Raw genomic sequence first — 23,516 nt, 5'->3', positions numbered from 1 at the left:
CCGCTTGTGATCGAGCCATCCCTGTTGCAGGTCAGAGGCCTTAGCAAAACCTATCAAAACCGCACCGGTCTGTTCCGTCGTCAGGCGGTGGAGGCGATCAAGCCCCTCTCGTTTGATCTGGAGGTAGGCCAGACCTTGGCCATTCTGGGAGAAGCAGGCTCCGGCAAGAGCACCCTGGCCCGTATACTGGCTGGCATGATCGAGCCCACCAGCGGTGACATCGCCATCGACGGTCAACTGATGGTGCACGGCGATTATCAAACCCGCTGCAAGCTGCTGCGGATGATCTTTCAGGACCCCAACACCTCGCTAAACCGCAAGATCCGGGTCGGCCAGATCCTGGAAACCCCGCTGCGACTCAACACCGAGATGAGTGAGGAGGAGCGTCACGAGAAGGTGATCCAGACCCTACGCATGGTGGGGATGCTGCCGGACCACGCCCTCTTCTACCCGCAGATGCTCTCTGCCGGTCAGCAGCAGCGTGTGGCGCTGGCGCGGGCATTGATCCTCAACCCCAAAATCGTGGTGGCCGATGAAGCGCTCTCCACCCTGGATATCTCGGTACGCTCCCAGATCATCAACCTGCTGCTGGAGATGCAGGAGACCATGGGGCTGAGCTATGTGCTGGTAGCCAACGATCTGGGCATCGTCAGCCATATCAGCGACGAGGTGCTGGTGATGCACGAAGGTCGGGTGGTGGAGCGCGGCAAGACCCTCAAGGTGTTTGCCGATCCCCAGCACGAGGTGACCCGCCGTCTCATCCAGAACTACAACAACGAATACCGCAAGTAGAGAGGCGCTGGCCGCCTCCATTGCCGCTGTGTTTCGCCGAGCTCACTCGGCGGGATCAAAAAAGCCCACTGCATGCAGTGGGCTTTCTGTTACCGGCGTTGCTGCTTAGGCTTGCAGCAGCAGACGGTTGATGCGGGAGACGAAGCTCGCCGGATCATTCAGCCCGCCCTGCTCGGCCAGCTGGGCCTGTTCGTGCAGCAGGGTGACCCACTCACCGAACAGTGCCTCGTCTTCAATGGTGTCGAGTTTCTTCACCAGCGCGTGATCAGGGTTGAGCTCCAGAATGTACTTCTGCTCCGGTACCGGCTGGCCGGCCGCGCGCATCAGCTTGATCATCTGGGTGCTCATACCGTAGGCGTCGGTGACGATGCAAGAGGGGGAGTCGGTCAGACGGTGGGTGACACGCACCTCTTTCACTGCATCGCCCAGGCTCTTCTTGACCCGCTCAACCAGACCGGCGTTGGCCTTCTCGGCCTCTTCCTGTGCCTGCTTGGAGGCTTCGTCTTCCAGATCGCCGAGATCCAGCTCGCCACGGGTGACGGAGATAAGTTGCTTGCCATCGAACTCGGTCAGGTGGCTCATCAGCCACTCGTCCACGCGCTCCCACATAAGCAGCACTTCGACACCCTTCTTGCGGAAGATCTCGAGGTGCGGGCTGTTCTTGGCGGCGGCATAGGAGTCAGCAGTGATGTAGTAGATCTTCTGCTGGCCTTCCTTCATGCGGCCAACGTAATCTTCCAGCGACACGGTCTGGGCTTCACCCTCGCCAGCGGTACTGGCAAAGCGCAGGAGCTTGGCGATCTCTTCGCGGTTGGCGTAATCCTCGGCCGGGCCCTCTTTGAGCACGTTACCGAACTCTTTCCAGAATTTGGCGTACTTCTCGGCATCGTCTTTCGCCAGCTTGGAGAGCATGGTCAGCACGCGCTTGGAGCAAGCCTTGCGCAGGGAGGCAGTCACCTTGTTATCCTGCAGGATCTCGCGGCTGACGTTGAGCGGCAGATCGTTGGAGTCCAGCACCCCTTTGACGAAGCGCAGGTAGGTCGGCATAAACTGCTCGGCGTCATCCATGATGAAGACGCGCTGCACATAGAGCTTCAGACCGTGCTTCTGATCGCGGTTGTAGAGGTCGAACGGTGCGCGGGCCGGTACGTAGAGCAGGCTGGTGTACTCTTGCGCCCCTTCCACCCGGTTGTGACCCCAGAGCAGCGGATCTTCAAAGTCGTGGGCGACGTGCTTGTAGAACTCCTGATACTCCTCGTCCTTGATATCTTTCGGGTTACGAGTCCACAGTGCAGTCGCGCGGTTGACCTGCTCCCACTCGCCCGGGGTGCCGACGATGGTCTCACCATCCTCTTCGCGATCCGGGGTACCCTCTTTGAACATCTCGACCGGTACACTGATGTGATCGGAATATTTGCCCACCACGGAGCGCAGACGCCAGTCATCGAGGAACTCGTCCTCTTCGGCGCGCAGGTGCAGGATGACGTCGGTACCGCGACCCTCTTTGGTCACATCAGCGACGGTGAAGGAGCCTTCCCCTTCCGACTCCCACTGCACACCCTGCTCCGGAGCAGTACCGGCGGCGCGGGACACCACGGTCACCTTGTCGGCCACGATAAAGGCAGAGTAGAAACCGACCCCGAACTGACCGATCAGCTGGGAATCCTTGCCCTGATCGCCGGAGAGGTTCTTGAAGAATTCGGCGGTGCCGGACTTGGCGATGGTACCCAGATGCTCAATCACCTGATCACGGGTCATACCGATCCCGTTATCGGAGATGGTCAGGGTACGCTTCTCTTTGTCCACCACCAGGCGCACACGCAACTGGCCATCGTTTTCGAACAAAGAGGCATCGGAAAGCGCCTTGAAGCGCAGCTTGTCCGCCGCATCGGATGCGTTGGAGATCAGCTCGCGCAGGAATACTTCTTTGTTGGAGTAGAGGCTGTGAGCCATCAGGCTCAGCAGTTGTTTGACTTCAGTTTGAAAGCCGTGGGTTTCGGCATGAACACTTTGGGTCATGGACCAATCCTCAGAAACATCGGGTTGAACATACGCCCAACCTAGATGGGGACAGCGATCCAAATATCAAGGGGGCGAATGTGCAATCCTGCTCATTCGCCCCCTGTTGGCGTGTAACCGCCGATTTTATGTTCAGTTTTTCGCGACTTGTCACCACCCGCCCCTTACTTGAGGCGCTGGCGTCCCATCAGGGAGTGGGAGAGCGTGGTGCCATCCACCAGCTCCAGCTCACCCCCTACCGGCACGCCATGGGCGATGCGACTCACCTCCACCCCGGCCGCACGGGCCATATCGGCGATATACCAGGCGGTGGCATCCCCCTCGATGGTGGGATTGGTGGCGAGGATCAGTTCGCTGATCGCCTCATCCTTCAGGCGGCGCTCCAGAATATCGAGCCCCAGCTCCTCCGGGCCTATACCGTCCAGCGGCGACAGATGGCCCATCAGCACGAAGTAGCGACCGGAAAACTGGCCGGTCTGCTCGATGGCGGCCACGTCCGCCGGACTCTCCACCACGCAGAGCAGACCGTTCTCTTCCCGCTTGGGATTGGCGCAAATATCGCAGCGATCGTTCTCGGTAAAGGTGCGGCAGTGGCTGCAGTGGCCAATCTCGGTCAGGGCGCGAGAGAGCAGCTGGGCCAACCGCAAGCCGCCGCTGCGCTCACGCTCGAGCAGGGTAAAGGCCATCCGCTGGGCAGACTTGGGCCCCACCCCCGGCAATACCTGCAGGGCTTTCATCATCTCATCGAGCAGGGGACTGAACTTCATAACACTCCTTACACAGGCCTGGCCCTCGCCACCACCTGGGCCACGACGGGTCAGCAAAACAGGATAACGCCATTGGCGCAGGACTATACCCGAGCCGGCCCATGACTGCCATTTGCTTTGCTGGCCAGCGCAAAAACGCGGCTCTTATACTTGCTCAAAGACAATCAGGTGGTGTCATAAAAGATCGCCCCTCTCATCAGGACAAGGAGGTTAAATGGAGACACAACATATAAAGCCTCTGGTCCGCCGAAACGGGCTGACCCTGATCTGGGCCGGGGGGCTCATCACCAGCCTGATGCTATTACTGCTCTGGTTGCTTGTGGAAGGCCCGGTGCTCCCGGCCTATATATTGCTACTGAGTGGCATGATGATGACCTTGATAGGCTGGCTCAAGCTCAATGAACCCCCGATCAGCCTCTCCCTATGCCAGCAATCCCTCCACTATCACCACAAATATGGCGGCTGGGCACTGAAGTGGCACAACATCCAGCGTATCGATCAACCCAGAATCCATGTTGGTTGGGATCTCCAGCCCCTGCCCTATATCGGTTTCAAGATAAAACAGTATGACGAGTTTCTGACCCTGATCACTCCCAGACTGGCCGTGCATCTGTTGACAGAGCAGCGCCCTGTGTTGCTGCATGCCTTGCATAATGAGCAGCCCCATGAGCAGCCTGTGCATACCAATGATCCCTTACAGGGCATCGACTGGCTGGAGGAGAGTCACTTTTGCTCCCCGCAAGGGCTGCACTACGATGGCGCATTGGCCATGCTGGCCCACCGGATGATTCGCATGCGCCACTTGCTCGGTTATGACCTGTTGATCCCGGTAGGCAGCCTGGATCGGGAACCGGACGATTTCCTCAAACTGCTGCGCCAATACCGGCAGGAGGCGAACGTATCTCCACTACCTTCATCAGAGCCACATGCTCAATAACCCCCATGCCAAGTGGTTGTCGCTACGTCCCAGGCACTGAACGGTGAGCTATCCAACGCGGTTGTAACACCCATTAGACGATTGCAGAGAGTGCCGATGAGAACTACCTATTCCCATAACACTAAACACTCATACTCATACCCTGAAGTAACACCCCTTCACCATGGGGTGTGGTGTTTATTTGAACAGTGAACTGCCATGGGTAATGGCGGTTAAACAGGCTCATTTTTCGACGTTGGATGCCAAAACGGTCAAGCGCTCTTGGCAACACGTTTTTATTTGTAATGGCTAACCAAAATCTAATTACCATACAAGTAACCCGAATTGCCGACGCACCTCCTACAGCGAATCATCACTTTTACTTAAGCCTTATTTTTTATACACTTAAATACATGTCGGGAGATTATTGGATGGCTTTTCCCTCAGATCACGAAGGATATCGAGCCGAGTAAAACCAATCAGGAAGCAGAACACGTGTCCTCGAGAAGCAAACAAACCGTCAAGCTTGATGATGTCGCGGCCCTGGCCAAAGTGTCCCCCTCGACAGTCTCACTTTATGTACGTCATCCAGACAAGGTAAAAGCCAATACCGGCCATAAAATTCAGCGTGCCATTGATGAATTGGGTTATGTGCACAACAAAATTGCCAGTCAGTTTACTGCCGGGCGAAGCTCGGCAATGGCAATTATCGTTCCTTCCATTTCCAATATTACCTTTAGTACCTTTGTCCAACAGATTGAACATATCGTGAGTGATGCAGGTTTTCAGCTCTATATCGCATCTCATGATCACTCCATGGAAAAAGAGGAGCAGCAGATCCGCTCCATTTTACAATGGTCTCCTGCTGCCATAACCCTCACTGGCGCTAAGCACAGTGATACTACGATTCGTATGCTGGAGCACAGTGCGGTGCCTGTGGTTCAAGCATGGCAAATCGGTGAAGCCAGTCCGTTTGTCGCGCAGGTCGGTATCGATCATTTTCAGGTGGGTTACGATGCCGCATCTTACCTGATACGCTCCGGCTGCCATAAAATTGCCTATTTCACGACCCGTTTTAACGATGACGTGCGTGCGCAGAGCCGCTACAGCGGCTTTTGCCAGGCACTTGAGACGGCGGGTATGGATCCCTTGTTGGTCGAAATCCCTTACAGCGACAATATTTATCCCGCCGCGCGCGAGCTACTCATCAAGACACTGCTCAAAGAGCGAAAACTCGACGGCATTTTTGCATCAAACGATACCATTGGTACGGCATTGCTGATGGAGGCGATTGCACGCAATATCCCGGTACCAGAGCAACTCTCTATCATCGGGTTTGGCGATTTTCCAGGTAGCGGTTATCTGGCACCCGTGACCTTGTCCAGTATCAATATCAATATCCACTCTGTTGCCAGCCAGGCTGCATCCATGATGTTGCGGATGGCTCGCGAGCCCGATTATAAGGGCGAGATCATTGATGCCGGATTTGACTTGATCCCCAGACAGAGTACCCGGTTTGTTTTGTGACCAAGCCAATATAGTCACACCATGAACCATCACAAAACCATGGCCTTGATAAATAGCCCATGAAGATAAATGCCCCCCATGTATCTACCAGAACACTATCCGTTGCGTCAGATATTTTTAAGCAGGACACCAGTCACTGCCTGCGCTACAAGGTTTTGGTTAAGTAATATCGTTGATGAAACACCGGGCACTTTTCCAACGTCATGACGACTGAATACCCCCGCGCTTGGTAAAAAGGCTTTGCTTGAAAGCTAAAAGTATCGAGCTGTGAAAAACAGCAGCCGCGCTCGCGGGCAGCCTGCTCCATCGCCGCCAATAACCGGCCTCCTACACCGCGCCCCCGCAGGCTACTGGCCACCCACAGATACTCGATATAGAGCCAGTTACCGTAGGTATGGCCGCTGCATCCTCCGGCACGACGCATCTGCTCATCCTGATAGAAGATGGCAAGTGGGCGACGTATCTGTTCACCGACAAACTCACGATTGGTTTTGATCAGGTTGTCTCGTAAAAAATCTATGTCGTCCTGGCTGGGGTTTTGCACAACGTCAAGAGTGTCAATCATGCTGCTCTGCTCCTCTGTTGAAACATAATGGCCGTGAACATTGTCACGGCCATGGGTTATCCGGGTCGCATCCTCTATAGCGAACGCCGGTGCGATTTACTCCAGATCCTTTAGCTCGGCAAACAGCGAAGCCCAGGGACTTTTGGCACGATAGAACACCGGGGGCTGGCCAATCGGTGCAGGCAGAGTGACCCGCTGGCCCCCTGTAAAGCGCTGGCCGCTCCAGACATGCGTCCACTGCTCACCTGCAGGCAGGTAAGTTGTCCACTCACGCACATCCCCTTGGTGAACCGGTGCCACCAGCAACTCTGACCCATAGAGGTATTGATCCTGTATGACGTAGGTCTCGGGATCATGTTCAAAATGCAGCATCATGGCACGTTGAACCGGATACCCTTTCTCGGCCGCTTCATCCACCAGGCTACGCAAGTAAGGAGTCAGGTGGCAATAAACTCGGGTCATCCGGGCAAAATGCGCCAACGTGCTGCCATCCTGGTCAAACTGGAAATTCTCATCAGGGCGGTTACCTTCGTGGGTACGCATGACTGGGGTAAAGGCAGCCATTTCAACCCAGCGGTCAAACAGCTCCTTGGTTCGACGGTTGCCAAACAGTGAGGTGTAGCCACCGATATCCGAGTGGTGATACGCGTTCCCCAACATACCGGAGGAGAGCGCCCCCGAGATCACCGTGACCAGACCGTCGTGACGGCTGAAATCGACACATTGATCGCCTGCCCACAGTAGCGGGCAGTATTGCTGCACCCCGGTGTAACCGGCTCGCATAAAGAAAAGGGCATCACCGGTTTGGCCGTTCATCGCGATCGCTTCAGCGTTGCACTGGGCCCACAGAGTCGGCCAGGCATTGTGCATCAGCTTGGCATCGACACCGTTGTGCAGGTAGATGTTATCGGTCGGCAGGTACTCGCCAAAGTCAGCCATCCACCCTTTGATCCCCATATCCAGCATGTTTTTACGCAGCACGGTATCACGGAACCAGGCCATGGCGTCTGGATTGGTAAAGTCGACACAGCCGCAATAGAATTCGCCAAAGTCGACCAGCGCAACCTGACCATCCTTGTCCAGCGCCATATAGCCGAACTCTTTGGCGATTGGAAACAGCTTGCCATCTTCACACAGGTAGGGGTTGACGTAGGCCATGAACTCGATGCCCTGGTCATTGAGCGCCTTGATCCTGGCGGGCAGATTGGGGTAGCGATCCTGATGGTACTGCCAATCCCAGTCCCAGAACAGGCGCTTGCCAAACGAGGTGACCCGCAAGCCGCACCAGTCTTCACTCCACAGACCCGAAACCTTGATACCATGGTCAAGGGCGTTTTCCAGACGACTGAAGGTATTGACCTCCCCCCCCTTCAGACCAAGGATCGCCCCCTTGTAAACCCACTCCGGCAACCTGGGCTGGCGGCCAAACCGGGCGGACAGTTTTTCGATAATGCCCAGATAGCTCTCTGCGGTGCGCAACTCGATGGCCTGCGGGATCGCCCACACTTGCAGCTCATGAAACCCTTCGTGACGAAAATCGAAATCGGCATAAGCGGTGGTGTCGATATGGCAGCTGTATTTGCGAGAGGAGACAAACGTGGGTTGCGGATAGTTGGTGTGGTAGTAATCCCCACCGGCTTTGCCCATCACATCGGCTTTCCATTTGATCTCGCTGTGGGGATGGCGACCAACACCGGGCTCTGACGTCCACAACGGAAAGTGACGACCACGCAAATCGAAATAGGACATCTGCTCGCCACAACCCCAGACATGCTCTTTACGTTCGGCCGGCAATCTGACCCAAAAGCGGTTATATGCCTCGTCCAGTATGGTCGGATAAAGCATCACATCATCGCCATCACACACCACTGCCACCTGTAGCAAAGCAGGAGTAAAGGCATTCGGGGCAAAAACAAACAGGTTGTTGTCAACCTGTTCGATATGAGCCAATGCAACGCGAGACTCGATGTAGTCTTCGATGTCAAAGTTGCCGCGATAAATTTCCATTTTTTCCCGGCCCTTGCCTATATAAAACGCCGGGGCATCCGCTTGATGAGAAAATAACAACTGCTGCTGGTGCTGAATCGTTAACGCCTGTGACGAAAATTCGAGTTGCATTGCATAAGCTCCTGTTTAGTCGGGCCATCCCCGTTTGCTCGCCAACACAATAATAGCGCTACGATTTCATTTCAATCGCGTAAAACCCAAACAGCGATCTCGATCACCAATCAACACCCGCCACACGAAAACGCTTGGCCCGCTTGCAAACACCATTTGTAAGAGAATCCTTAACCACCAGCGCAATCTCTCGATCTGGATCCCACTTTTCAACAATCACCCTTGCGCCAGCAATCGCATCGCTACGATTATTGAGCTGCCGGATGGATTCCACACTATGGAGAATAAAATGGTTGTTCAGGCGCATATCGAAAGCAGACTGCCTTTTAGGGAAAAACTTGCCTATGGCGTCGGCGATTTTGGTTACAACTTTGTATTGAATATCACTACCCTCTACCTGCTTAAATTTCTGACCGATGTAGCAGGTATCAATGCGGCGTGGGCAGGCGTCATCTTTTTGGTGGCGAAAGTGTTCACCGGCTTCACCGACCTGGGCACCGGCATTTTCCTCGACACCCGCAAGAGCTTCGGACCTCGCGGCAAGTTTCGTCCGATGCTGCTCTGGACCATAGTGCCGCTGTTTGTCTGCAACATGTTGCTGTTTTGCAATTTTGAGCTCGACAGCGAGACCAAGACCACCCTGTTCATCGTCTGCTTTATGGCCTTTGGCCTGTTCTTTAGCCTGGGCAATGCCAGCTATGGCGCCATGGTGCCCTCTATGACCAAAAATGTTCAGGATCGCGCAGAGCTGGCAGCCTGGCGTCAGGGCGGAGCCAACACTGGCTTGTTGCTGGCCACCGTCGGTTTCATGCCCATCGCCATGTTGTTTGAATCCCAGGAGACCGGCTACATGGTGGCAGCCCTGGCCTACACCTCGGTCGGCTTGGCGGCGGTACTCTTTTGCTACCTCAACGTCAAAGAACACCACACCATCATAGGTAATGACCCTGACCAGATCGTCGAGAAGCCCACTATCAAGGAGGGGCTCAAGGCGGTACTCAAGAACAACCAGTTGCTGGTGCTGGCAGTAGCCAACCTGCTGACCCTCTCCGCATTCAACGTCAAACTCACCGTGCAGGTCTTCTACGCCCAGTACATTCTGGGTGATGTCTCCATGGTCTCTTACATGAGCTTTGTCAGCATGGGGTGCATCTACCTCGGGGTGTTGTCTGTGCCTGCGCTGGTACGCCGCTTCGGCAAAAAACCTGTCTATCTGGCCGGATTGTGCCTGTGGATCTCCGGCGACATTGCCAACTACCTGTTCGGTGGCACCGTCATGAGTTACGTGCTGTTCACCTCGCTGGCGTTCTTTGGCACCTCTTTCGTCAACAGCCTTAACTGGGCATTTGTCTCAGATACCGTTGAGTACGGTGAGTGGAAAACCGGTACCCGTACCGAAGGCTTGGTCTACTGCGGCATGACCTTCTTTAGAAAGTGTTCGCAAGCTATCGCAGGGTTCGTCCCCGGGTTCGCTCTGGCACTGGTTGGCTATATGCCCAATGTGGAGCAAACCGATGCCGCCAAAGCCGGGATCACCGGACTGATTTTCATCTACCCGGCAAGCCTGGCCATCGTAACGGCACTGGTGATGGCCCTCTTCTACACCCTCAACGAGCAGCGCTATCAAGAGATCATCGCCAGCCTTGGTGCCCGCCGTGTGGCGACCACCCAAAGCTGACTCTCATGCAACTGGCAGCGGCGTGCTGGCCACGCTGTTGCTCTCTTCAAGGATGTGATCCCATGACATATCGCAATGTGGCAAGTGACCGTCTGGCATGGCAGGAAAAGATGGCCTACGGAGTGGGTGATCTCGGCTATAACTTCCTGCTCAACTGCACAACTCTCTATTTGCTGATCTTCCTGACCGATGTGGCAGCCATTCCGGCAGCATGGGCCGGAGCAATCTTTCTGGTTTCGAAGTTCTTTACCGCCTGCACCGATCTGGTGACCGGCAGCGTGCTGGATAATCGTTCCGAGCTCGGCCCCAGAGGTAAATTTCGCCCCTTCCTGCTCTGGACCATAGTGCCACTGGCTCTTATCAACACCGCCCTGTTTACCAGCGTTGAGCTCCCGGTCATCGCTAAAACAGTGCTGTTTACCCTGCTGTTCATGATGTTTGGTGCCTTTTACAGTTTTGGCAATGCCTCCTATGGCGCCATGGTCCCGGCCCTCACCAAGCGACTCCAGGACCGAGCCGAGCTCGCCGCCTGGCGCCAGGGGGGAGCCAATACCGGATTACTGCTCTGCTCGGTAGGGTTCATGCCGCTGGTATTGCTGTTTGACAAGCCACAGGTCGGCTATAGCGTTGCGGTACTGATTTATTCGGTCATGGGGGCTGCAGCAGTACTCTTTTGCTACAGCAGAGTTCGTGAACGCCATGTGCTGCCATCGGTTGTCAACGAATCGGGGTTTTCGGCAGTACAAACCAACGCACGGGCCGTGCTGGCAAACCGTCCGCTGGGCATCCTGGCGCTGGCCAATCTGCTGACGCTGGCAGCGTTCAACACCAAGCTGATTGTTCAGGTTTTTTACGCCCAATATGTGATTGGCGACGTATCGATGATCGCCTACATGAGCTTCATCAGCATAGGGTGTATCTACCTGGGGGTATTGCTGGTTCCCTTTGCCGTGCACCGTTTTGGCAAACTACCTGTCTATCTGGCCGGTATTGGCGTGTGGATATGCGGTGACCTGCTCAACTACCTCTACAGCGAGAGCGCTCTCGATTACATCCTCTTTACCTCCCTGGCCCTGTGGGGATCCGCTTTCGTCAACAGTCTCAACTGGGCGTTCATCTCTGACACCGTCGAGTATGGGGAATGGAAAACCGGCATCCGCACCGAGGGGCTGGTCTACTGCAGTCTGACCTTCTGCCGCAAATGCTCGGCCGCGCTTGCGGGCCTCATTCCCGGGCTGGTGCTGGCATGGTCAGGCTATGTTCCCAACGCGACGCAAAGCACCGAGACCCAAAGCAGCATCGCTAATCTGATGTTTCTCTACCCGATCTGCGCCCTGATTTGCGCTGCAGCCTTGATGTTGCTGTTCTACCCGCTCACTGATGCCCGCTATCAACAGATCGTCCGGGAGCTGGCACAACGCCATGCCCTTGCTTCTCCCCGGAGACCCCATCACCGGATACATGAGCAATCTACTCCATCGCCTGACAGCCATCCTCTTCGCGCAGGTCAGAATGGGGGAATTTAACATGCTGTTTTTATTGAATTAATCCTTAATCAAATCAGACAAAGAGAGCGGTATTCCTATGTCATTCAACAGTGAAAACCTGGCCAAGCTCGATATCTCGGCGCTGCGTAGCCAACGCTGGTATGCCCCCGACACCATCCGTGCCTTCGCCCACCGTCAACGCAGTCAGCAAAGTGGCTTGAACCGCGACGAATTCATGGGCAAGCCCGTGATCGGGATCATCAATACCTGGAGTGAAATGAGCCCCTGCCATAGCCACCTGCGTGAGCGCGCCGAGGCCGTCAAACGAGCTGTCTGGGCCGCGGGGGGCTACCCCGTTGAATTGCCCGCGCTGTCGGTCGGGGAAGTATTGGTCAAGCCGACCACCATGCTCTATCGCAACTTTCTGGCGATGGAGGCAGAAGAGCTGCTGCGCCAGCATCCGATCGATGGGGCCGTGCTGCTCGGCGGTTGCGACAAATCCACGCCAGCCCTGCTGATGGGTGCCATTTCGATGGACTTGCCGGTGATCTTCTGCCCCGCCGGCCCCATGTCGAGCGGCAAATGGCGCGGCCATGTCACCGGTGCCGGTACCCATACCAAGAAGTTCTGGGACCAATTGCGCTTGGGGGCCATTACCCAGCATGACTGGATCGAGCTGGAGGGGGCGATGACTCGCTCCATCGGCACCTGCAATACCATGGGCACGGCATCCACCATGACCTCCATCGCCGATGCCATGGGCTTTATGTTGCCGGGGGCCAGCTCCATCCCCGCCGCTGACTCGCGACACGTCCAGATGGCAGCCCAATGCGGCCAAATCATCGTCGACATGGTGTGGCATGATCACAAACCTTCCCGCTGGCTGACCCGAGCCAACTTCCTCAATGGCGTAGTGGCCTACATGGCGCTCGGCGGCTCCACCAATGCCGCGATCCACATGATTGCGATGGCCAACCGGGCAGGCATCAACCTCACTCTGGAAGACATGGAGTCGGTAGCACGGGAAGTCCCTGTGCTGGCCAATCTGTTTCCCTCTGGTGATCAGTTGATGGAGGAGTTCTTCTTCGCCGGCGGTCTGATGGCCCAGCTGAAAAAGGTGGAGTCATTCCTCCACCTCGATGCGATCGGGGTCACCAATCGTCCCGTTGCACAGTGGATTGCCAACGCGACATGTTATGACGACAACGTGATCCGCTCGCTCGATAACCCTGTGGTACCGCTCTCCCGTGGATGTGCATTGACAGTATTGCGCGGCAATCTGTGTCCCAACGGAGCTGTGATGAAATCATCTGCCGCCAAACCCGAACTGCGTCACCACAAGGGCCCCGCCATCGTCTTTGACAGCCATCAAGAGCTCTCGGATCACATCGATGACCCAGCCCTTGAGGTAACCAAGGAGTCAGTGATTATCCTGCGCAATGCCGGCCCGGTCGGCGCGCCGGGCATGCCGGAGTGGGGCAACCTGCCAATCCCGAAAAAGCTGCTGCAACAAGGCGTCACCGACATGGTGCGGATCAGCGATGCCCGCATGTCCGGTACTCACTATGGCACCTGCATCCTGCACGTTGCCCCTGAAGCGGCAATTGGTGGCCCACTGGCACTGGTACGTACCGGTGACCTCATCGAGCTCGATATCGCCAATGGCCGTCTCAACATGCTGGTCAGTGATGAAGAGCTGGCCGAGCGCCGCCGCACGCTCAAACCGGTACACAAAGTTTATGAACGCTCTTATGCCGCACTCTATCAACAACATGTGACCCAGGCCGATCAGGGCTGTGACTTCGATTTCCTCCAGGCTGGCAGCAAAGTGCCCGAGCCCCCGATTTTTTAAAGGAGCAAACAATGAATCCGTTCAAACTTGCGATTACTCAAGGTCCACGCCCACTGGGCACCTGGATGATGACTGGCAGCGATACGGTGGCGGAAGCCATGGCGACTGTCGGTTTCGATTTTTTGGTGCTGGACCAGGAACATGTACCGGTCGATAGCCTGGATGCGATCCGCATCGATCGCGCCATTCGTGCCAGCAACCCGGCCACCACCCCACTCTACCGCCTGGCCTGGAACGACACAGTGTTGATCAAACGGGCGCTGGATGGCGGTGCAACATCGCTGATGGTGCCGTTTGTCAACAGTGCAGCAGAAGCCCGCAAAGCGGTAGAGGCGGCCTACTACCCTCCCCTAGGCAAACGCGGCTTTGCCGCGGTGCATCGTGCGTCCGGTTACGGTGCCGACCCCGAATTCGTGCGTAAAGCCCGGGAAGAGCTCTGCCTGATCCTGCAAATTGAGACCCCTGACGCCATTGATGCCATGGAAGAGATGGCCATTGAAGGAGTGACCGGCTTCTTTATCGGCCCCGGCGATATGAGCGCAGCCATGGGCCATATTGGCAATCCCTCTCACCCCGAGGTGCAAGCCAAGATCCGCGAAGGGCTGGAGAAGTGCCAGCGATTGGGATTGCCTTGCGGGATCGTCGGTGGCAACCCCGAGCTGGTGAACAAATATCAAGAGATGGGTTTTAGCTTCGTGGCGCTCGGCTCCGACATGAGTTACCTGCTGGCTCGCGCCCGTGAACAGCTCGCCGCGATCCGGGGGGAACGTCTGAGCATATCCGGTGGCGAGGTTTACTGATGAAGAGGCTTCACCGCCAAAGCGGCCCGCTTGATCTGGAGCTCATCCCCGAGCTCGGTGGCGCTATCGGCAAACTGACCTGGCATGGCAGGGAGATCTTGCGCTCTCTGCCCGATGGTCAGAACGTCACGGTCAACCAGGGGGGCTGTTTTCCCCTGGTACCTTACTCCAACCGTATCGCTCATGGACGGTTTCACTTCGCCGGATGTGATTACGCCCTGCTGCGTAACTTTGGCGATCATCCCCACTCAATTCATGGCAACGGCTGGCAGCAGCCATGGCAAGAAGGGGATGCAGATGATGACTCTGTCGTGCTGACCCTGCACCATGACGCACAGGGAGCATCCGCGGCGCAATGGCCCTGGCCTTATCGGGCAACTCAGCGCTTTACCCTGCAAGATAATGCGCTGCATATCGTACTCACTTACCACAATCTGGCCGATCACGCTGTCCCGGCTGGGCTGGGCTTTCACCCCTATTTTCCCCGTGCGGCGCACGCCGAGATCCAGTTCGACGCAGGCGGTGTGGTACTCAACGACCACAAGTCCCTGCCCACTGGTCTCGCGCCACTACCGGCCCAATGGAACTATCGCACCTGGCGCAAACCTGAACCCGCCAGTGTCGATAACTGCTTCCATCACTGGAGTGGCTGTGCACGGGTGCGCTGGCCAGATGAGAAGCTGATGGTGACCCTGAGCTCACCCGATGCGCCTCACGCCATCCTGTTTCTGCCGCCCGCCGATCGTGACTTCATCGCCATCGAGCCGGTTTCTCATATCAACGATGCCATCAACAACGGTGGCTTTGGTGATCCTGCGCTGGCCATGGCCACTGTGCCAGCCAATGGGCAGTTGCAGATCGCCATGCTGCTTGAGGTTTCTCACTATGCCTAATCCTGCTCTGCTACTGGCCGACTACCGCGGCCATCTGCCCGAGTGCCCGACCTGGAGCACTGCTGAACAGGCGCTCTACTGGACCGATATTCTCGAGCGTTGCCTGCACCGCTATCACCCCGAAAGCGGCGTCATGACGACGATCCCCTTCCCCGAAGAAGTGGGTTGTTTTGCCCTGCGCGAACAGGGTGGCTTTATCGCAGCGATGCGCACCGGGATCTATCTGTGCGATCAGCACGGCCAGATCGAGCGAAAAGTCGCCGATAACCCCAATAACCCAGCGCTGGCCCGTTTTAATGATGGCGGTACCGATCAGGCGGGTCGTTTCTATGCAGGCACTTACTGGAGCCCACGAGATTACAACGGCGCCCTGCTATGCCGGGTTGATGCCGAGCTGCAGATGTCGGTGATCCAGTGCGACATTCTGGGAGCCAATGGCTTGGCATTCAGCCCGGACATGCGCTGGATGTACACCACTGATACCCCCAACCGCCGCCTTTATCGCACTCCGCTGGCCCGCGACGGTTCACTCGGTCAACGGCAACTGCTGCGCGAGTTTGCAGCCCGCGCCGGCGAAGGGCGCCCGGATGGGGCTGCAATCGATGTCGAAGGATGCTACTGGAGCGCCCTGTTTGATGGCCATCGTATCGCCCGCTTCTCTGCAGAGGGGGTATTGCTGGCCGAATATCCCTTGCCGGTACGTTGCCCCACCATGGTCTGTTTTGGTGGTGAGGACATGAAGACCCTCTTCATCACCACCACTCGCGAAAATATGGACGCCGCCGAACTGGCAGCACGTCCGCTCTCAGGTGCGCTGTTCAGCATGCGTGTTGACATCGCCGGTCTTGCTAAACCCACATTTAAGGAAAACAACGGATGAAAACTATCGGCTTTATCGGTCTTGGTCTGATGGGTGAAGCGATGTCAAAGAACATCGTCAAAAAATTTGATGGCAATGTGTTGGTATTCGATATCAATCAGGAGGCTGTCGCCCGGGTGGTCGATGCAGGCGCCATCGCCTCCCCTTCCATTGCCAGGTTGACAGCCGATGCGGATGTGATCATCTCCATGGTACCGCGCTCCGAACACGTCAAAGCGGTCTATACCGAACTGCTGCCACACCTTGGCCCCGGCAAGATCACCATCGACATGTCCACCATTGACCCGGCCGTGTCAATCGCCTTATCCCGCCAGGTAGCAGAAACCGGTGCCGTGATGCTCGATGCGCCCGTGGTCAAATCGGTCCCTGCCGCCGTGGCTGCCGAGCTCGGGATCTACATAGGTGGCGACCTGTCCGCCTACAAAAAGGTCAAGCCGTTGCTGGCCATGATGGGCAGCAACCAGATCCACATGGGGGGTAATGGCCGTGGTTTGATCATGAAGGTGCTGCACAACACCTTGGTCGCCCAAATTCAGAACAGTGTCAACGAAATGCTGGCCACCGCCGATCATTTCGGCATCGATAAAGAGAGCTTCAACACCGCAGTCTCTTACGGTGGCGGCAGCAACTTCTATCTGACCAGCAAGATAGGTGCCCTGATCGCCGAGAACTACGACACAGTCTTCTCGCTGGAGAACATGGCCAAAGATATCGGCATCATGAAGAACCTCATGGGCGAAGAGGCGCTGACCCTGCCCGGAGTCGAATTGGTGAATAACATTTACCAGCAAGGCCTGAATAACGGTTTGGGCCGTGAGGATTTCTGTGCCACTTACAAGTTGGTAAAGCAAAACATTCAATAGCTGGCTGATAAAAACCATCGCATGAGGTAATTAATTTACCTCATGCCAATCGCTGCACGATTTAATATCAACTTACCATTGGCGAGTCAATCACTATGCGTATCCACCCCAAAATATGCTTAATCACTCTTATATGCTGCAACGCAGCTTTCGCGGGCGGTTATTTTGAAAGCCGTGAGGCATTTAACTTTGCTACCGACCAACATGAGTTATTGTTGCGACTCGGCTATAACTGGGACTCTGGTGCCGGGATTATGGCCAGCAATGCGTATAACACCGAGAAACTAGACAAACTAAAGCACAGTTATAACGAAATTGAGGGATGGTATCCGCTATTAAATTTAACCACCAAACTCTCGGTCAATGCCGGTGGTTTGGTTAACGCCTCTAGCTCTGGCTCTGGTGGCTCTGCGTATCTGGATGGAAAGTACAACTTTACCGATAACTTTTCCGTTATTGCACGATACCGTTACAATCATCAAAATTATCTAACTACGGATCTTGATGGTTATGGCGATAATAACGACACCAATGAATATGCACTGTATATTGTCAATAAAATAACGTCAGCCTTGACCCATACTTTTGAATCGCACTATTTTTCTCGTGTTAACAATTTCAATAGTGCTAATGGGAAAGATCATCACTGGGAGCTAACCAGTCAAACCCGTTATCGAATCAATCCACAATGGATGCCTTATCTGGAATTACAGTGGTACGATAGAAATATTGCCTATGATGCAGAAGCATACCGGATCCGCATTGGTGTTAAATACTTTTTCTAATGTTGCCAGATGAATTCAATCTATGACTCACGGAGAGCAGTTATGAACTATTCCCAGCAAGTACAATATCACTCTATTGCCGGCAAGGTCGCCGTTATCACAGGTGGCGCCAGTGGCATTGGCGAAGAGTTGGTGCGCGCCTTTGTCAGCCAGGGTGCCAAAGTCGCCTTCCTCGATTTTGATAAATCAGCAGGCGAAGCACTCGCGCATGAGCTTGACTGCCTGTTTCTGTTTTGCGATGTCACCGACCTGACTCTGCTCAAAGCGTGTTTTACGACTATTGAACAACAGCTGGGCTGTGTCGATATCCTGATCAACAACGCGGGCAGCGATGATCACCACAAAATTGAGGATCTGACCGAGGAGTATTTCGAAAACCGCATCAATATCAATCTGCGTCACCAGTTGTTTGCGATCCAAGCCGTGCTGCCAGGCATGGAGCAAAAAGGGAGCGGCAGCATCATCAATATGGGATCCATCAACTGGATGAGGGGTCGCCCCGGGAGAGTCTGCTACTCCCTGTCAAAAGCCGCCATCCATGGTTTCACCCGTACCCTGGCGCAGGAGTTGGGCGCAAGAGGCATTCGGGTTAACAGCCTTGTACCAGGCGCCATACGCACCCCAAAACAGGATGCGATGTGGGCGCAACTCGACCCTGCCGCGGTGAACCAGTTTGTCGAACTGCAAGCACTCAAATTCCGTCTCGATGGCTCACATTGTGCTCGCATGGCCCTCTTCCTCGGTTCTGACGAGTCTAATGGCTGTACTGGCCAGGATTTCATTGTTGATGCCGGTCTTACTTTGAACTAAGGCTTTTCCCAAGGTAATAATGTTTGTCGATGATATCGCAGGGCGTCCAATGATGACGTTGAGACAATATCGGCTGGCGCTGCACGTGTAGAGATACTATTCATCTGACTATGGTTCAACAAGGGGGTGGTCATACGGCTTCTAACCGGATAATAAAATGGTACGCCTATCGTATTATCCGGAGCCAACGTATGACCACCAACGAGAATGTAGTACGTCGGAAACGCCGTCTGCTAGAGCTCGCCAAAGAGCTCAATAATGTCAGCAAAGTCTGCAAGCTCGTCGGCTACAACCGCCAGCAGTTCAACGAAATCCGCCGACTTATGTGCTGTGTAGTGGTCGACTAAATCCGGACACTATTTTAGGTAGGCGCCCGGAGTGAGTGGCTTGGCAGGCTGCGACTATCGGCAACAGCAGCAATAAGAGAATCCAGCGCGTACAAGTCATCATTGCACAGGGTCAGTATCCGTCTTGGGTTGCGCGGCACGATAGGCATCCATGATGGGAGCCCAAGCCATACCACTGGGAATAGGATATTGCTTGTAAGCATTACCGTATGCTTTGTCAAAATCGTCGAACCACTCTTTGTATACTTTGGTGACAGGATTTTCCCTGTCTTGCGAGGTTTGAATTTCCTTAGCAATCCCCCGAGCCAGCAAGATATCAGGCTTCACTTTAGCGTTGGTTAAAAATGCTTCCACATAACCGCCGGTGGCCATACCTAAGCCAATGTTATCTCGACGTTCTTCACGCCACTCATCTCTCACCTTGATGCGATAAGGTTGTGCAATCATGCTTTCCAGCTCTGCTGGCAATGCCAGGCTAATGCGATAGCGTTTTTTGTCGTGAAATGAAATCCACTCCAGTTCCACCCGATCTGGAATTGGTCGTGTGGTGTGGCTCCCTTTTGAAATACTCCAGCGATAGTCTTTTTCTTTTAACCCTTCAGCCCCAAAAAATCCGGCAGAACCATTCGTCGAAGCATCAACCAATTTACCCTGGCGATAAAAGAGTACCTCGGTCACCCATAGTTCATCTGAGTTGGAACCAACCATATGCCACCACTCCAAATTTTTGGGTGGGGTAGACGCGGCCTGACAAGCAGTGACTAGCGGCAACAACACCAGTAAGAGTATCCAGCGCATGGAGGTCATCATTGGACCGGGTCAGTATCTGTTTTGGGCTGTGCGGCGCGGTAGGCGTCCATGATCGGGGCCCAAGCCATGCCATTGGGAACTGGGTATTGCTTGAATAGCTCACCATATTTCTTATCAAAATCATCCATTCCATATTGGCGCGCAATCGGTACTCTCTGGTCATACCAATCATCGGTCACAACTTCGGCAATACCACGAGTAAGCAGAATATCTGGCTTAACATTTAGCCTATCTCCCTTGAGCAACACCTCAAAATAGCCGCCGGGCGCTAGGCCAAAATAGAGCCAGCTACGGCGGTCATAACGATCCTCAACAGAGTAGACCTGGCGCATCTGTTGCTCCAGATTGGCAGGCAAGTCCACCTTTATGCGGTAGCGCTTGCGATCATGGAAGGAAACCATCTCAATCACAGCTTTATCGGGGATGGGAATACCGTCGGTAGGCAGGCCACCACCGCCCGCCCAATAATAACGTTGCGTCTTGATTCTATCGGTAAGTAGACCTCCAGCTCCGCCACCGGCCAGACGGTCGGAATAAACTTGTTTCCCTCCAAGATAGAACTCTGTCTTGGTGTTCTTAGTAAGATCTATATTACTGCCTGTACCATAATCCCAATCAAATTTAGGCAAAGGTTGTGGCGCCGCGCAGGCAACTAATGACAGGCTGAACCACAACAATGCGACGATATATTTCATCTCTGTGTTGGTACATCCTGCTCTAGATGGGAGAGATCCATGGTTTCAAGCGCCTTCATATTATCAATGTGTCGGCGGCGCAGAGCTTCAATCTCCTCTGGCGTGAGCTGCCGCGGGAGGACATCTGGTGATGTTGGTTTGGTACCCTTAGCCGGCACTTTCAACCTCCATGGTATTACCTTACTGGGTCAGTATCTGTCTTGGGTTGAGTTGCGCGGTAGGCATCCATGATGGGAGCCCAAGCCATTCCGCTAGGAACTGGATATTGCTTGTAGGCATTACCGTATGCTTTGTCAAAATCGTCAAACCACTCTTTGTATACTTTGGTGACAGGATTTTCCTTGTCTTGCGAGGTTTGAATTTCCTTAGCAATCCCCCGAGCCAGCAAGATATCAGGCTTCACTTTGGCGTTGGTTAAAAATGCTTCCACATAACCGCCGGTGGCCATACCTAAGCCAATGTTATCTCGGCGTACTTCACGCCACTCATCCCTCACCTTGATTCGATAAGGTTGCGCAATCATGCTTTCCAACTCTGCTGGCAAGGCTAGGCTAATGCGATAGCGCTTTTTATCGTGGAATGAAATCCACTCCACTTCTACCCGATCGGGGGCGGGGTGAATATCTCTGCGACCCTTGCCTATGCTCCAGCGGTATTCTTTCTCTTTTAACGAGTTAGTGCTAACTGAGCGTAGAGCCCCATTGGTTGAGGCATCAACCAACTTGCCTTGACGATAAAAGAGTACCTCCGTCACCCATAACTCATCAGCGTTCGAACCCACCATATGGCGCCAGTCCAGTTGTTTGGGGCCTGTAGGGGCAGCTTGGCAGGCTGCGACTAGCGGCAACAGCAGCAATAAGAGTATCCAGCGCATTAATAACCTCCCTTTTCATTCCCCGTCAGCTTACGGATTTCTTTGTCACCAACTCTGTTGGGTTTGTTGACCAGTCCAGTGTCAGCGCTGTAGTGCAAATAACTTAGCCGCAACTTTTGGTACACATCGTCAGGTAAGCTGCGAGCCAAGTTGATCACCTCTCCGCGCCGTTTGGCCACATCAACCCATAGCTCATCGAGTTTGGCCAAGTTCACTGTGGGATACGAAAGTGCGCTATCCAAACGGTAAGCATTATCACCTTGTGATACCCACTTGTTCAAAGGCACTCCAGCATCACGCGCCGCTTCTAACATCATGTGCAGCGGTATGCGTGAATATTCCCCCTCCACCACCCGGTGCAGTACCACATCAACGCTGATGTTCCTATGCCCCCCAGACTGACTACCTGTGATCGGCCCCAGTGGTCTGGGACGCACATTCAAATAGCCAAGCTGAGTTGTATCTCGAGGGCTAGCTAGAGACACAACGCCCTTGCCCCAGCCTTGCCCAACCCGCATTTTGGCATAGGCAAGGGCATCCCGATATGCCTGGGAATCGGTTGGATTGAGGTATGGCATCGCATCAGAATTGAAGGTTGCGATCACGCAGTTTTCAGTGATGAGCGGTGAGGCCCTGTTGGGATCACGCAAACTCCAGCGGCTGTAATAGCCCCCACCGATATCGGAGTGAGCGCCGGGAATAATCACCTCGGTAAAATTCTTCGCGATTGCGGTGCCAGCGGCATCGTCGGTGATACGAGTCAAGTCAAAGTGATAACGCCACTCATCAGCTGCCACAATATGCACCACCCGCTCGGCGCAGTCAGCGGCCAACGTCACATTACGTTTGCCCCACAGATAGGAACTGACCACGGTATCAAACAGCCCGACAAACTGGATCCGCACATTATCCCGACTGGCCCAATCAAAGCCTGCTTTCAAGGGAATATCTGGGCCAGCAGCCATGGCCTCCACTAGGGGGTGATCCCCCTTCTTATCGATACGGTTTACAAACTGGCGGGCGGCAGAGGCTCCCCGGCTAAAGCCAAACACATCGAACTCGACCTTATGAATGCACTCAATGGTGGGCAGTATGTTCTCCAGTTGTTCTTTTATTTCTGCAACAATCTGGGTACGACAAGCCTCTTCGACTCGGGAGGCGCTGGAGGTCTGGCCCTTATCTGCCCCTAAGCCTGCGGTGGCGTCATCCTCACCTTTGGTCGTGCCGATGCCTTCGATGTACACCGCGACACTTAACTCAGGAGCTTTGTCATTACGTAGATATAGGTCACTGGCCTTGCCAATATTGGTGATGTCGTTTTTCTCGCTGTTATTGAGGCCATCAGGTAACGCCCCTTCAAAACACTGCTCCAGCAATACCTGCTGCTCTTCTGGGCTGCATTGAGCCAATGCTGTCTCCAATGCACTTTTCCCTTCCCTGTGCTTGAAGGTGTTGTTGGCGGTGCCATCAAAGAACACGCCGATACGCAGGGTGGTGAGCTGATAGCCTTTCACCTCAATCACGTAGGAGTGCTTGGTGATAAAGCGTGGCGGCTGGGCTTGCCCGACTTTGTGTCCTTCCGGTAGCGGCTGTTCTGGGTCAGTGAGGCAGAGGTCGCCGGTGGTTACTTTGACATGCTCGCGCTTCACGTCACAGTGCCCCCAAAATTTCTCGGTGTAGGCGGGAACCTGGCTGGTTTCGCCCTCTTTCAGGGCTTCACGAGATTGAGCGGCTTTGAGCCAAGGCTGGGTCTCGAACTTGACCGTCACCGGCCCCACCGCAAAGCCTTCAACCAGGGTTGGGCCATCTTTCAGAGTCACGGTTTTGCTGGTGCCAGTGGCATCGGTCAAGGTGACCTTTTGCCCCTTGAACGAGCGGTTCTGTTCGTCGCGAACGTCTATCTCAATCCAGCAGTTGTACTTTTCACAGGGTATGCAGTGGGCACTGATAGCCATTACACAGCTCCTATCAAGTCAGGGTGTTTGTTCAGCCAGTTATTCACCTGAGCCATTTCGTCATCGGTCAGCATCAACGGCGC

The 23,516-nt window shown here is 54.7% G+C and carries 21 protein-coding genes and 1 pseudogene; 13 read left to right on the top strand and 9 right to left on the bottom strand.

The features are described 5' to 3' along the window. The first annotated feature begins 6 nt into the window (after positions 1 to 6). Positions 7 to 792, top strand: coding sequence for an ATP-binding cassette domain-containing protein (locus G5154_RS18885; RefSeq protein WP_005346275.1), 786 nt, complete (start codon positions 7 to 9; stop codon positions 790 to 792). 105 nt (positions 793 to 897) lie between these two features. Here the strand turns inward: G5154_RS18885 and htpG are convergent, their stop codons facing one another. Together htpG and recR are read right to left on the bottom strand one after the other, a co-directional pair. Continuing rightward, the gene (htpG, locus tag G5154_RS18880) at positions 898 to 2,811 is read right to left on the bottom strand and encodes a molecular chaperone HtpG (RefSeq protein WP_216978938.1); all 1,914 of its coding nucleotides are present in this window, start codon (positions 2,809 to 2,811) and stop codon (positions 898 to 900) included. A gap of 164 nt (positions 2,812 to 2,975) precedes the next feature. Next, a complete protein-coding gene (gene recR, locus G5154_RS18875; protein WP_005346280.1) occupies positions 2,976 to 3,578 on the bottom strand; it encodes a recombination mediator RecR in 603 nt (200 codons plus the stop codon). A 214-nt stretch (positions 3,579 to 3,792) separates the two neighbouring features. On the opposite strand from recR, the gene G5154_RS18870 reads away from it, so the two are divergent. Next, positions 3,793 to 4,515 carry a DUF2982 domain-containing protein gene (locus G5154_RS18870; RefSeq protein ID WP_216978939.1) on the top strand — a complete coding sequence of 241 codons (723 nt, stop codon included), beginning with the start codon at positions 3,793 to 3,795 and terminating at the stop codon, positions 4,513 to 4,515. Positions 4,516 to 4,989: 474 nt separating this feature from the next. Then, complete coding sequence (locus tag G5154_RS18865; RefSeq protein ID WP_005346285.1) at positions 4,990 to 6,021, top strand: LacI family DNA-binding transcriptional regulator; 1,032 nt, start codon at positions 4,990 to 4,992, stop codon at positions 6,019 to 6,021. Positions 6,022 to 6,166: 145 nt separating this feature from the next. Here G5154_RS18865 and G5154_RS18860 read toward each other — a convergent pair whose 3' ends face one another. The 3 genes from G5154_RS18860 to G5154_RS18850 all read right to left on the bottom strand — a co-directional run bounded on the left by G5154_RS18860 (position 6,167) and on the right by G5154_RS18850 (position 9,011). Next, on the bottom strand, positions 6,167 to 6,586 hold the full coding sequence (locus G5154_RS18860) for a GNAT family N-acetyltransferase (protein ID WP_236348616.1): 420 nt from the start codon (positions 6,584 to 6,586) through the stop codon (positions 6,167 to 6,169). A 96-nt stretch (positions 6,587 to 6,682) separates the two neighbouring features. Beyond that, positions 6,683 to 8,704, bottom strand: coding sequence for an alpha-glucosidase (locus G5154_RS18855; RefSeq protein WP_421251254.1), 2,022 nt, complete (start codon positions 8,702 to 8,704; stop codon positions 6,683 to 6,685). A gap of 103 nt (positions 8,705 to 8,807) precedes the next feature. After that, on the bottom strand, positions 8,808 to 9,011 hold the full coding sequence (locus G5154_RS18850; RefSeq protein ID WP_421251253.1) for a hypothetical protein: 204 nt from the start codon (positions 9,009 to 9,011) through the stop codon (positions 8,808 to 8,810). Here G5154_RS18850 and G5154_RS18845 point away from each other — a divergent pair. From G5154_RS18845 to G5154_RS18800, 10 genes and pseudogenes are all read left to right on the top strand, one after another. After that, positions 8,994 to 10,382 (top strand): glycoside-pentoside-hexuronide (GPH):cation symporter, encoded by a 1,389-nt coding sequence (locus G5154_RS18845; RefSeq protein ID WP_041234289.1) that lies wholly within the window; start codon positions 8,994 to 8,996, stop codon positions 10,380 to 10,382. The genes G5154_RS18850 and G5154_RS18845 overlap by 18 nt on opposite strands. 62 nt (positions 10,383 to 10,444) lie before the next feature. Then, entirely contained in the window at positions 10,445 to 11,908 is a 1,464-nt protein-coding gene (locus G5154_RS18840; RefSeq protein ID WP_421244292.1) for a glycoside-pentoside-hexuronide (GPH):cation symporter, read from the top strand. A 58-nt stretch (positions 11,909 to 11,966) separates the two neighbouring features. Next, positions 11,967 to 13,721 (top strand): L-arabinonate dehydratase, encoded by a 1,755-nt coding sequence (gene araD / locus G5154_RS18835; RefSeq protein ID WP_337072917.1) that lies wholly within the window; start codon positions 11,967 to 11,969, stop codon positions 13,719 to 13,721. A gap of 11 nt (positions 13,722 to 13,732) precedes the next feature. Beyond that, the gene (locus G5154_RS18830; protein WP_069556388.1) at positions 13,733 to 14,521 is read left to right on the top strand and encodes an HpcH/HpaI aldolase family protein; all 789 of its coding nucleotides are present in this window, start codon (positions 13,733 to 13,735) and stop codon (positions 14,519 to 14,521) included. Beyond that, positions 14,521 to 15,414, top strand: a complete 894-nt coding sequence (locus G5154_RS18825; protein ID WP_005346308.1) for an aldose 1-epimerase — start codon at positions 14,521 to 14,523, stop codon at positions 15,412 to 15,414. Before G5154_RS18830 ends, G5154_RS18825 begins: the two co-directional genes overlap by 1 nt. Beyond that, the gene (locus G5154_RS18820) at positions 15,407 to 16,294 is read left to right on the top strand and encodes an SMP-30/gluconolactonase/LRE family protein (RefSeq protein ID WP_337072918.1); all 888 of its coding nucleotides are present in this window, start codon (positions 15,407 to 15,409) and stop codon (positions 16,292 to 16,294) included. The genes G5154_RS18825 and G5154_RS18820 overlap by 8 nt, the downstream gene beginning before the upstream one ends. Beyond that, entirely contained in the window at positions 16,291 to 17,157 is an 867-nt protein-coding gene (locus G5154_RS18815) for an NAD(P)-dependent oxidoreductase (protein WP_337072919.1), read from the top strand. The genes G5154_RS18820 and G5154_RS18815 overlap by 4 nt, the downstream gene beginning before the upstream one ends. A gap of 95 nt (positions 17,158 to 17,252) precedes the next feature. Next, positions 17,253 to 17,942, top strand: a complete 690-nt coding sequence (gene ompL, locus G5154_RS18810) for a porin OmpL (RefSeq protein ID WP_421251252.1) — start codon at positions 17,253 to 17,255, stop codon at positions 17,940 to 17,942. 42 nt (positions 17,943 to 17,984) lie between these two features. Beyond that, positions 17,985 to 18,752, top strand: coding sequence for an SDR family NAD(P)-dependent oxidoreductase (locus G5154_RS18805; RefSeq protein ID WP_421251251.1), 768 nt, complete (start codon positions 17,985 to 17,987; stop codon positions 18,750 to 18,752). Between the two features lie 191 nt (positions 18,753 to 18,943). Next, positions 18,944 to 19,072: pseudogene (locus G5154_RS18800) on the top strand (IS481 family transposase); the annotation flags it as partial. Between the two features lie 126 nt (positions 19,073 to 19,198). Here the strand turns inward: G5154_RS18800 and G5154_RS18795 are convergent. The 4 genes from G5154_RS18795 to G5154_RS18780 form a co-directional block, all read right to left on the bottom strand. Then, positions 19,199 to 19,897: a DUF2931 family protein gene (locus tag G5154_RS18795; RefSeq protein ID WP_421251250.1), complete on the bottom strand. Its 699-nt coding sequence runs from the start codon at positions 19,895 to 19,897 to the stop codon at positions 19,199 to 19,201. A gap of 8 nt (positions 19,898 to 19,905) precedes the next feature. Beyond that, a complete protein-coding gene (locus tag G5154_RS18790) occupies positions 19,906 to 20,604 on the bottom strand; it encodes a DUF2931 family protein (protein ID WP_421251249.1) in 699 nt (232 codons plus the stop codon). A gap of 175 nt (positions 20,605 to 20,779) precedes the next feature. After that, positions 20,780 to 21,478 carry a DUF2931 family protein gene (locus tag G5154_RS18785; RefSeq protein WP_421251248.1) on the bottom strand — a complete coding sequence of 233 codons (699 nt, stop codon included), beginning with the start codon at positions 21,476 to 21,478 and terminating at the stop codon, positions 20,780 to 20,782. Continuing rightward, positions 21,478 to 23,433 (bottom strand): phospholipase effector Tle1 domain-containing protein, encoded by a 1,956-nt coding sequence (locus G5154_RS18780; protein WP_421251247.1) that lies wholly within the window; start codon positions 23,431 to 23,433, stop codon positions 21,478 to 21,480. The genes G5154_RS18785 and G5154_RS18780 overlap by 1 nt, the downstream gene beginning before the upstream one ends. Positions 23,434 to 23,516: the final 83 nt, after the last annotated feature.

This window comes from Aeromonas sp. 600527, assembly GCF_049175415.1.
In the GTDB taxonomy this organism is placed as follows: Bacteria; Pseudomonadota; Gammaproteobacteria; order Enterobacterales; family Aeromonadaceae; genus Aeromonas; species Aeromonas veronii_A.
The sequence above is the reverse complement of the archived record's forward strand: the minus strand, read 5'-3'. Positions and strand labels throughout refer to the sequence as shown.

Excerpts from the sequence above, each read along its gene's own strand:
- G5154_RS18825 (WP_005346308.1), top strand. The coding sequence starts at position 14,521 with ATGAAGAGGCTTCACCGCCAAAGCGGCCCGCTTGATCTGGAGCTCATC.
- ompL (WP_421251252.1), top strand. The coding sequence starts at position 17,253 with ATGCGTATCCACCCCAAAATATGCTTAATCACTCTTATATGCTGCAAC.
- G5154_RS18855 (WP_421251254.1), bottom strand. The coding sequence starts at position 8,704 with ATGCAACTCGAATTTTCGTCACAGGCGTTAACGATTCAGCACCAGCAG.
- G5154_RS18820 (WP_337072918.1), top strand. The coding sequence starts at position 15,407 with ATGCCTAATCCTGCTCTGCTACTGGCCGACTACCGCGGCCATCTGCCC.
- G5154_RS18795 (WP_421251250.1), bottom strand. The coding sequence starts at position 19,897 with ATGCGCTGGATACTCTTACTGGTGTTGTTGCCGCTAGTCACTGCTTGT.
- G5154_RS18780 (WP_421251247.1), bottom strand. The coding sequence starts at position 23,433 with ATGGCTATCAGTGCCCACTGCATACCCTGTGAAAAGTACAACTGCTGG.
- recR (WP_005346280.1), bottom strand. The coding sequence starts at position 3,578 with ATGAAGTTCAGTCCCCTGCTCGATGAGATGATGAAAGCCCTGCAGGTA.
- G5154_RS18790 (WP_421251249.1), bottom strand. The coding sequence starts at position 20,604 with ATGAAATATATCGTCGCATTGTTGTGGTTCAGCCTGTCATTAGTTGCC.
- G5154_RS18845 (WP_041234289.1), top strand. The coding sequence starts at position 8,994 with ATGGTTGTTCAGGCGCATATCGAAAGCAGACTGCCTTTTAGGGAAAAA.
- G5154_RS18805 (WP_421251251.1), top strand. The coding sequence starts at position 17,985 with ATGAACTATTCCCAGCAAGTACAATATCACTCTATTGCCGGCAAGGTC.
- G5154_RS18830 (WP_069556388.1), top strand. The coding sequence starts at position 13,733 with ATGAATCCGTTCAAACTTGCGATTACTCAAGGTCCACGCCCACTGGGC.
- G5154_RS18860 (WP_236348616.1), bottom strand. The coding sequence starts at position 6,586 with ATGATTGACACTCTTGACGTTGTGCAAAACCCCAGCCAGGACGACATA.
- G5154_RS18785 (WP_421251248.1), bottom strand. The coding sequence starts at position 21,478 with ATGCGCTGGATACTCTTATTGCTGCTGTTGCCGCTAGTCGCAGCCTGC.
- G5154_RS18850 (WP_421251253.1), bottom strand. The coding sequence starts at position 9,011 with ATGCGCCTGAACAACCATTTTATTCTCCATAGTGTGGAATCCATCCGG.
- araD (WP_337072917.1), top strand. The coding sequence starts at position 11,967 with ATGTCATTCAACAGTGAAAACCTGGCCAAGCTCGATATCTCGGCGCTG.
- G5154_RS18870 (WP_216978939.1), top strand. The coding sequence starts at position 3,793 with ATGGAGACACAACATATAAAGCCTCTGGTCCGCCGAAACGGGCTGACC.
- G5154_RS18815 (WP_337072919.1), top strand. The coding sequence starts at position 16,291 with ATGAAAACTATCGGCTTTATCGGTCTTGGTCTGATGGGTGAAGCGATG.
- G5154_RS18840 (WP_421244292.1), top strand. The coding sequence starts at position 10,445 with ATGACATATCGCAATGTGGCAAGTGACCGTCTGGCATGGCAGGAAAAG.
- htpG (WP_216978938.1), bottom strand. The coding sequence starts at position 2,811 with ATGACCCAAAGTGTTCATGCCGAAACCCACGGCTTTCAAACTGAAGTC.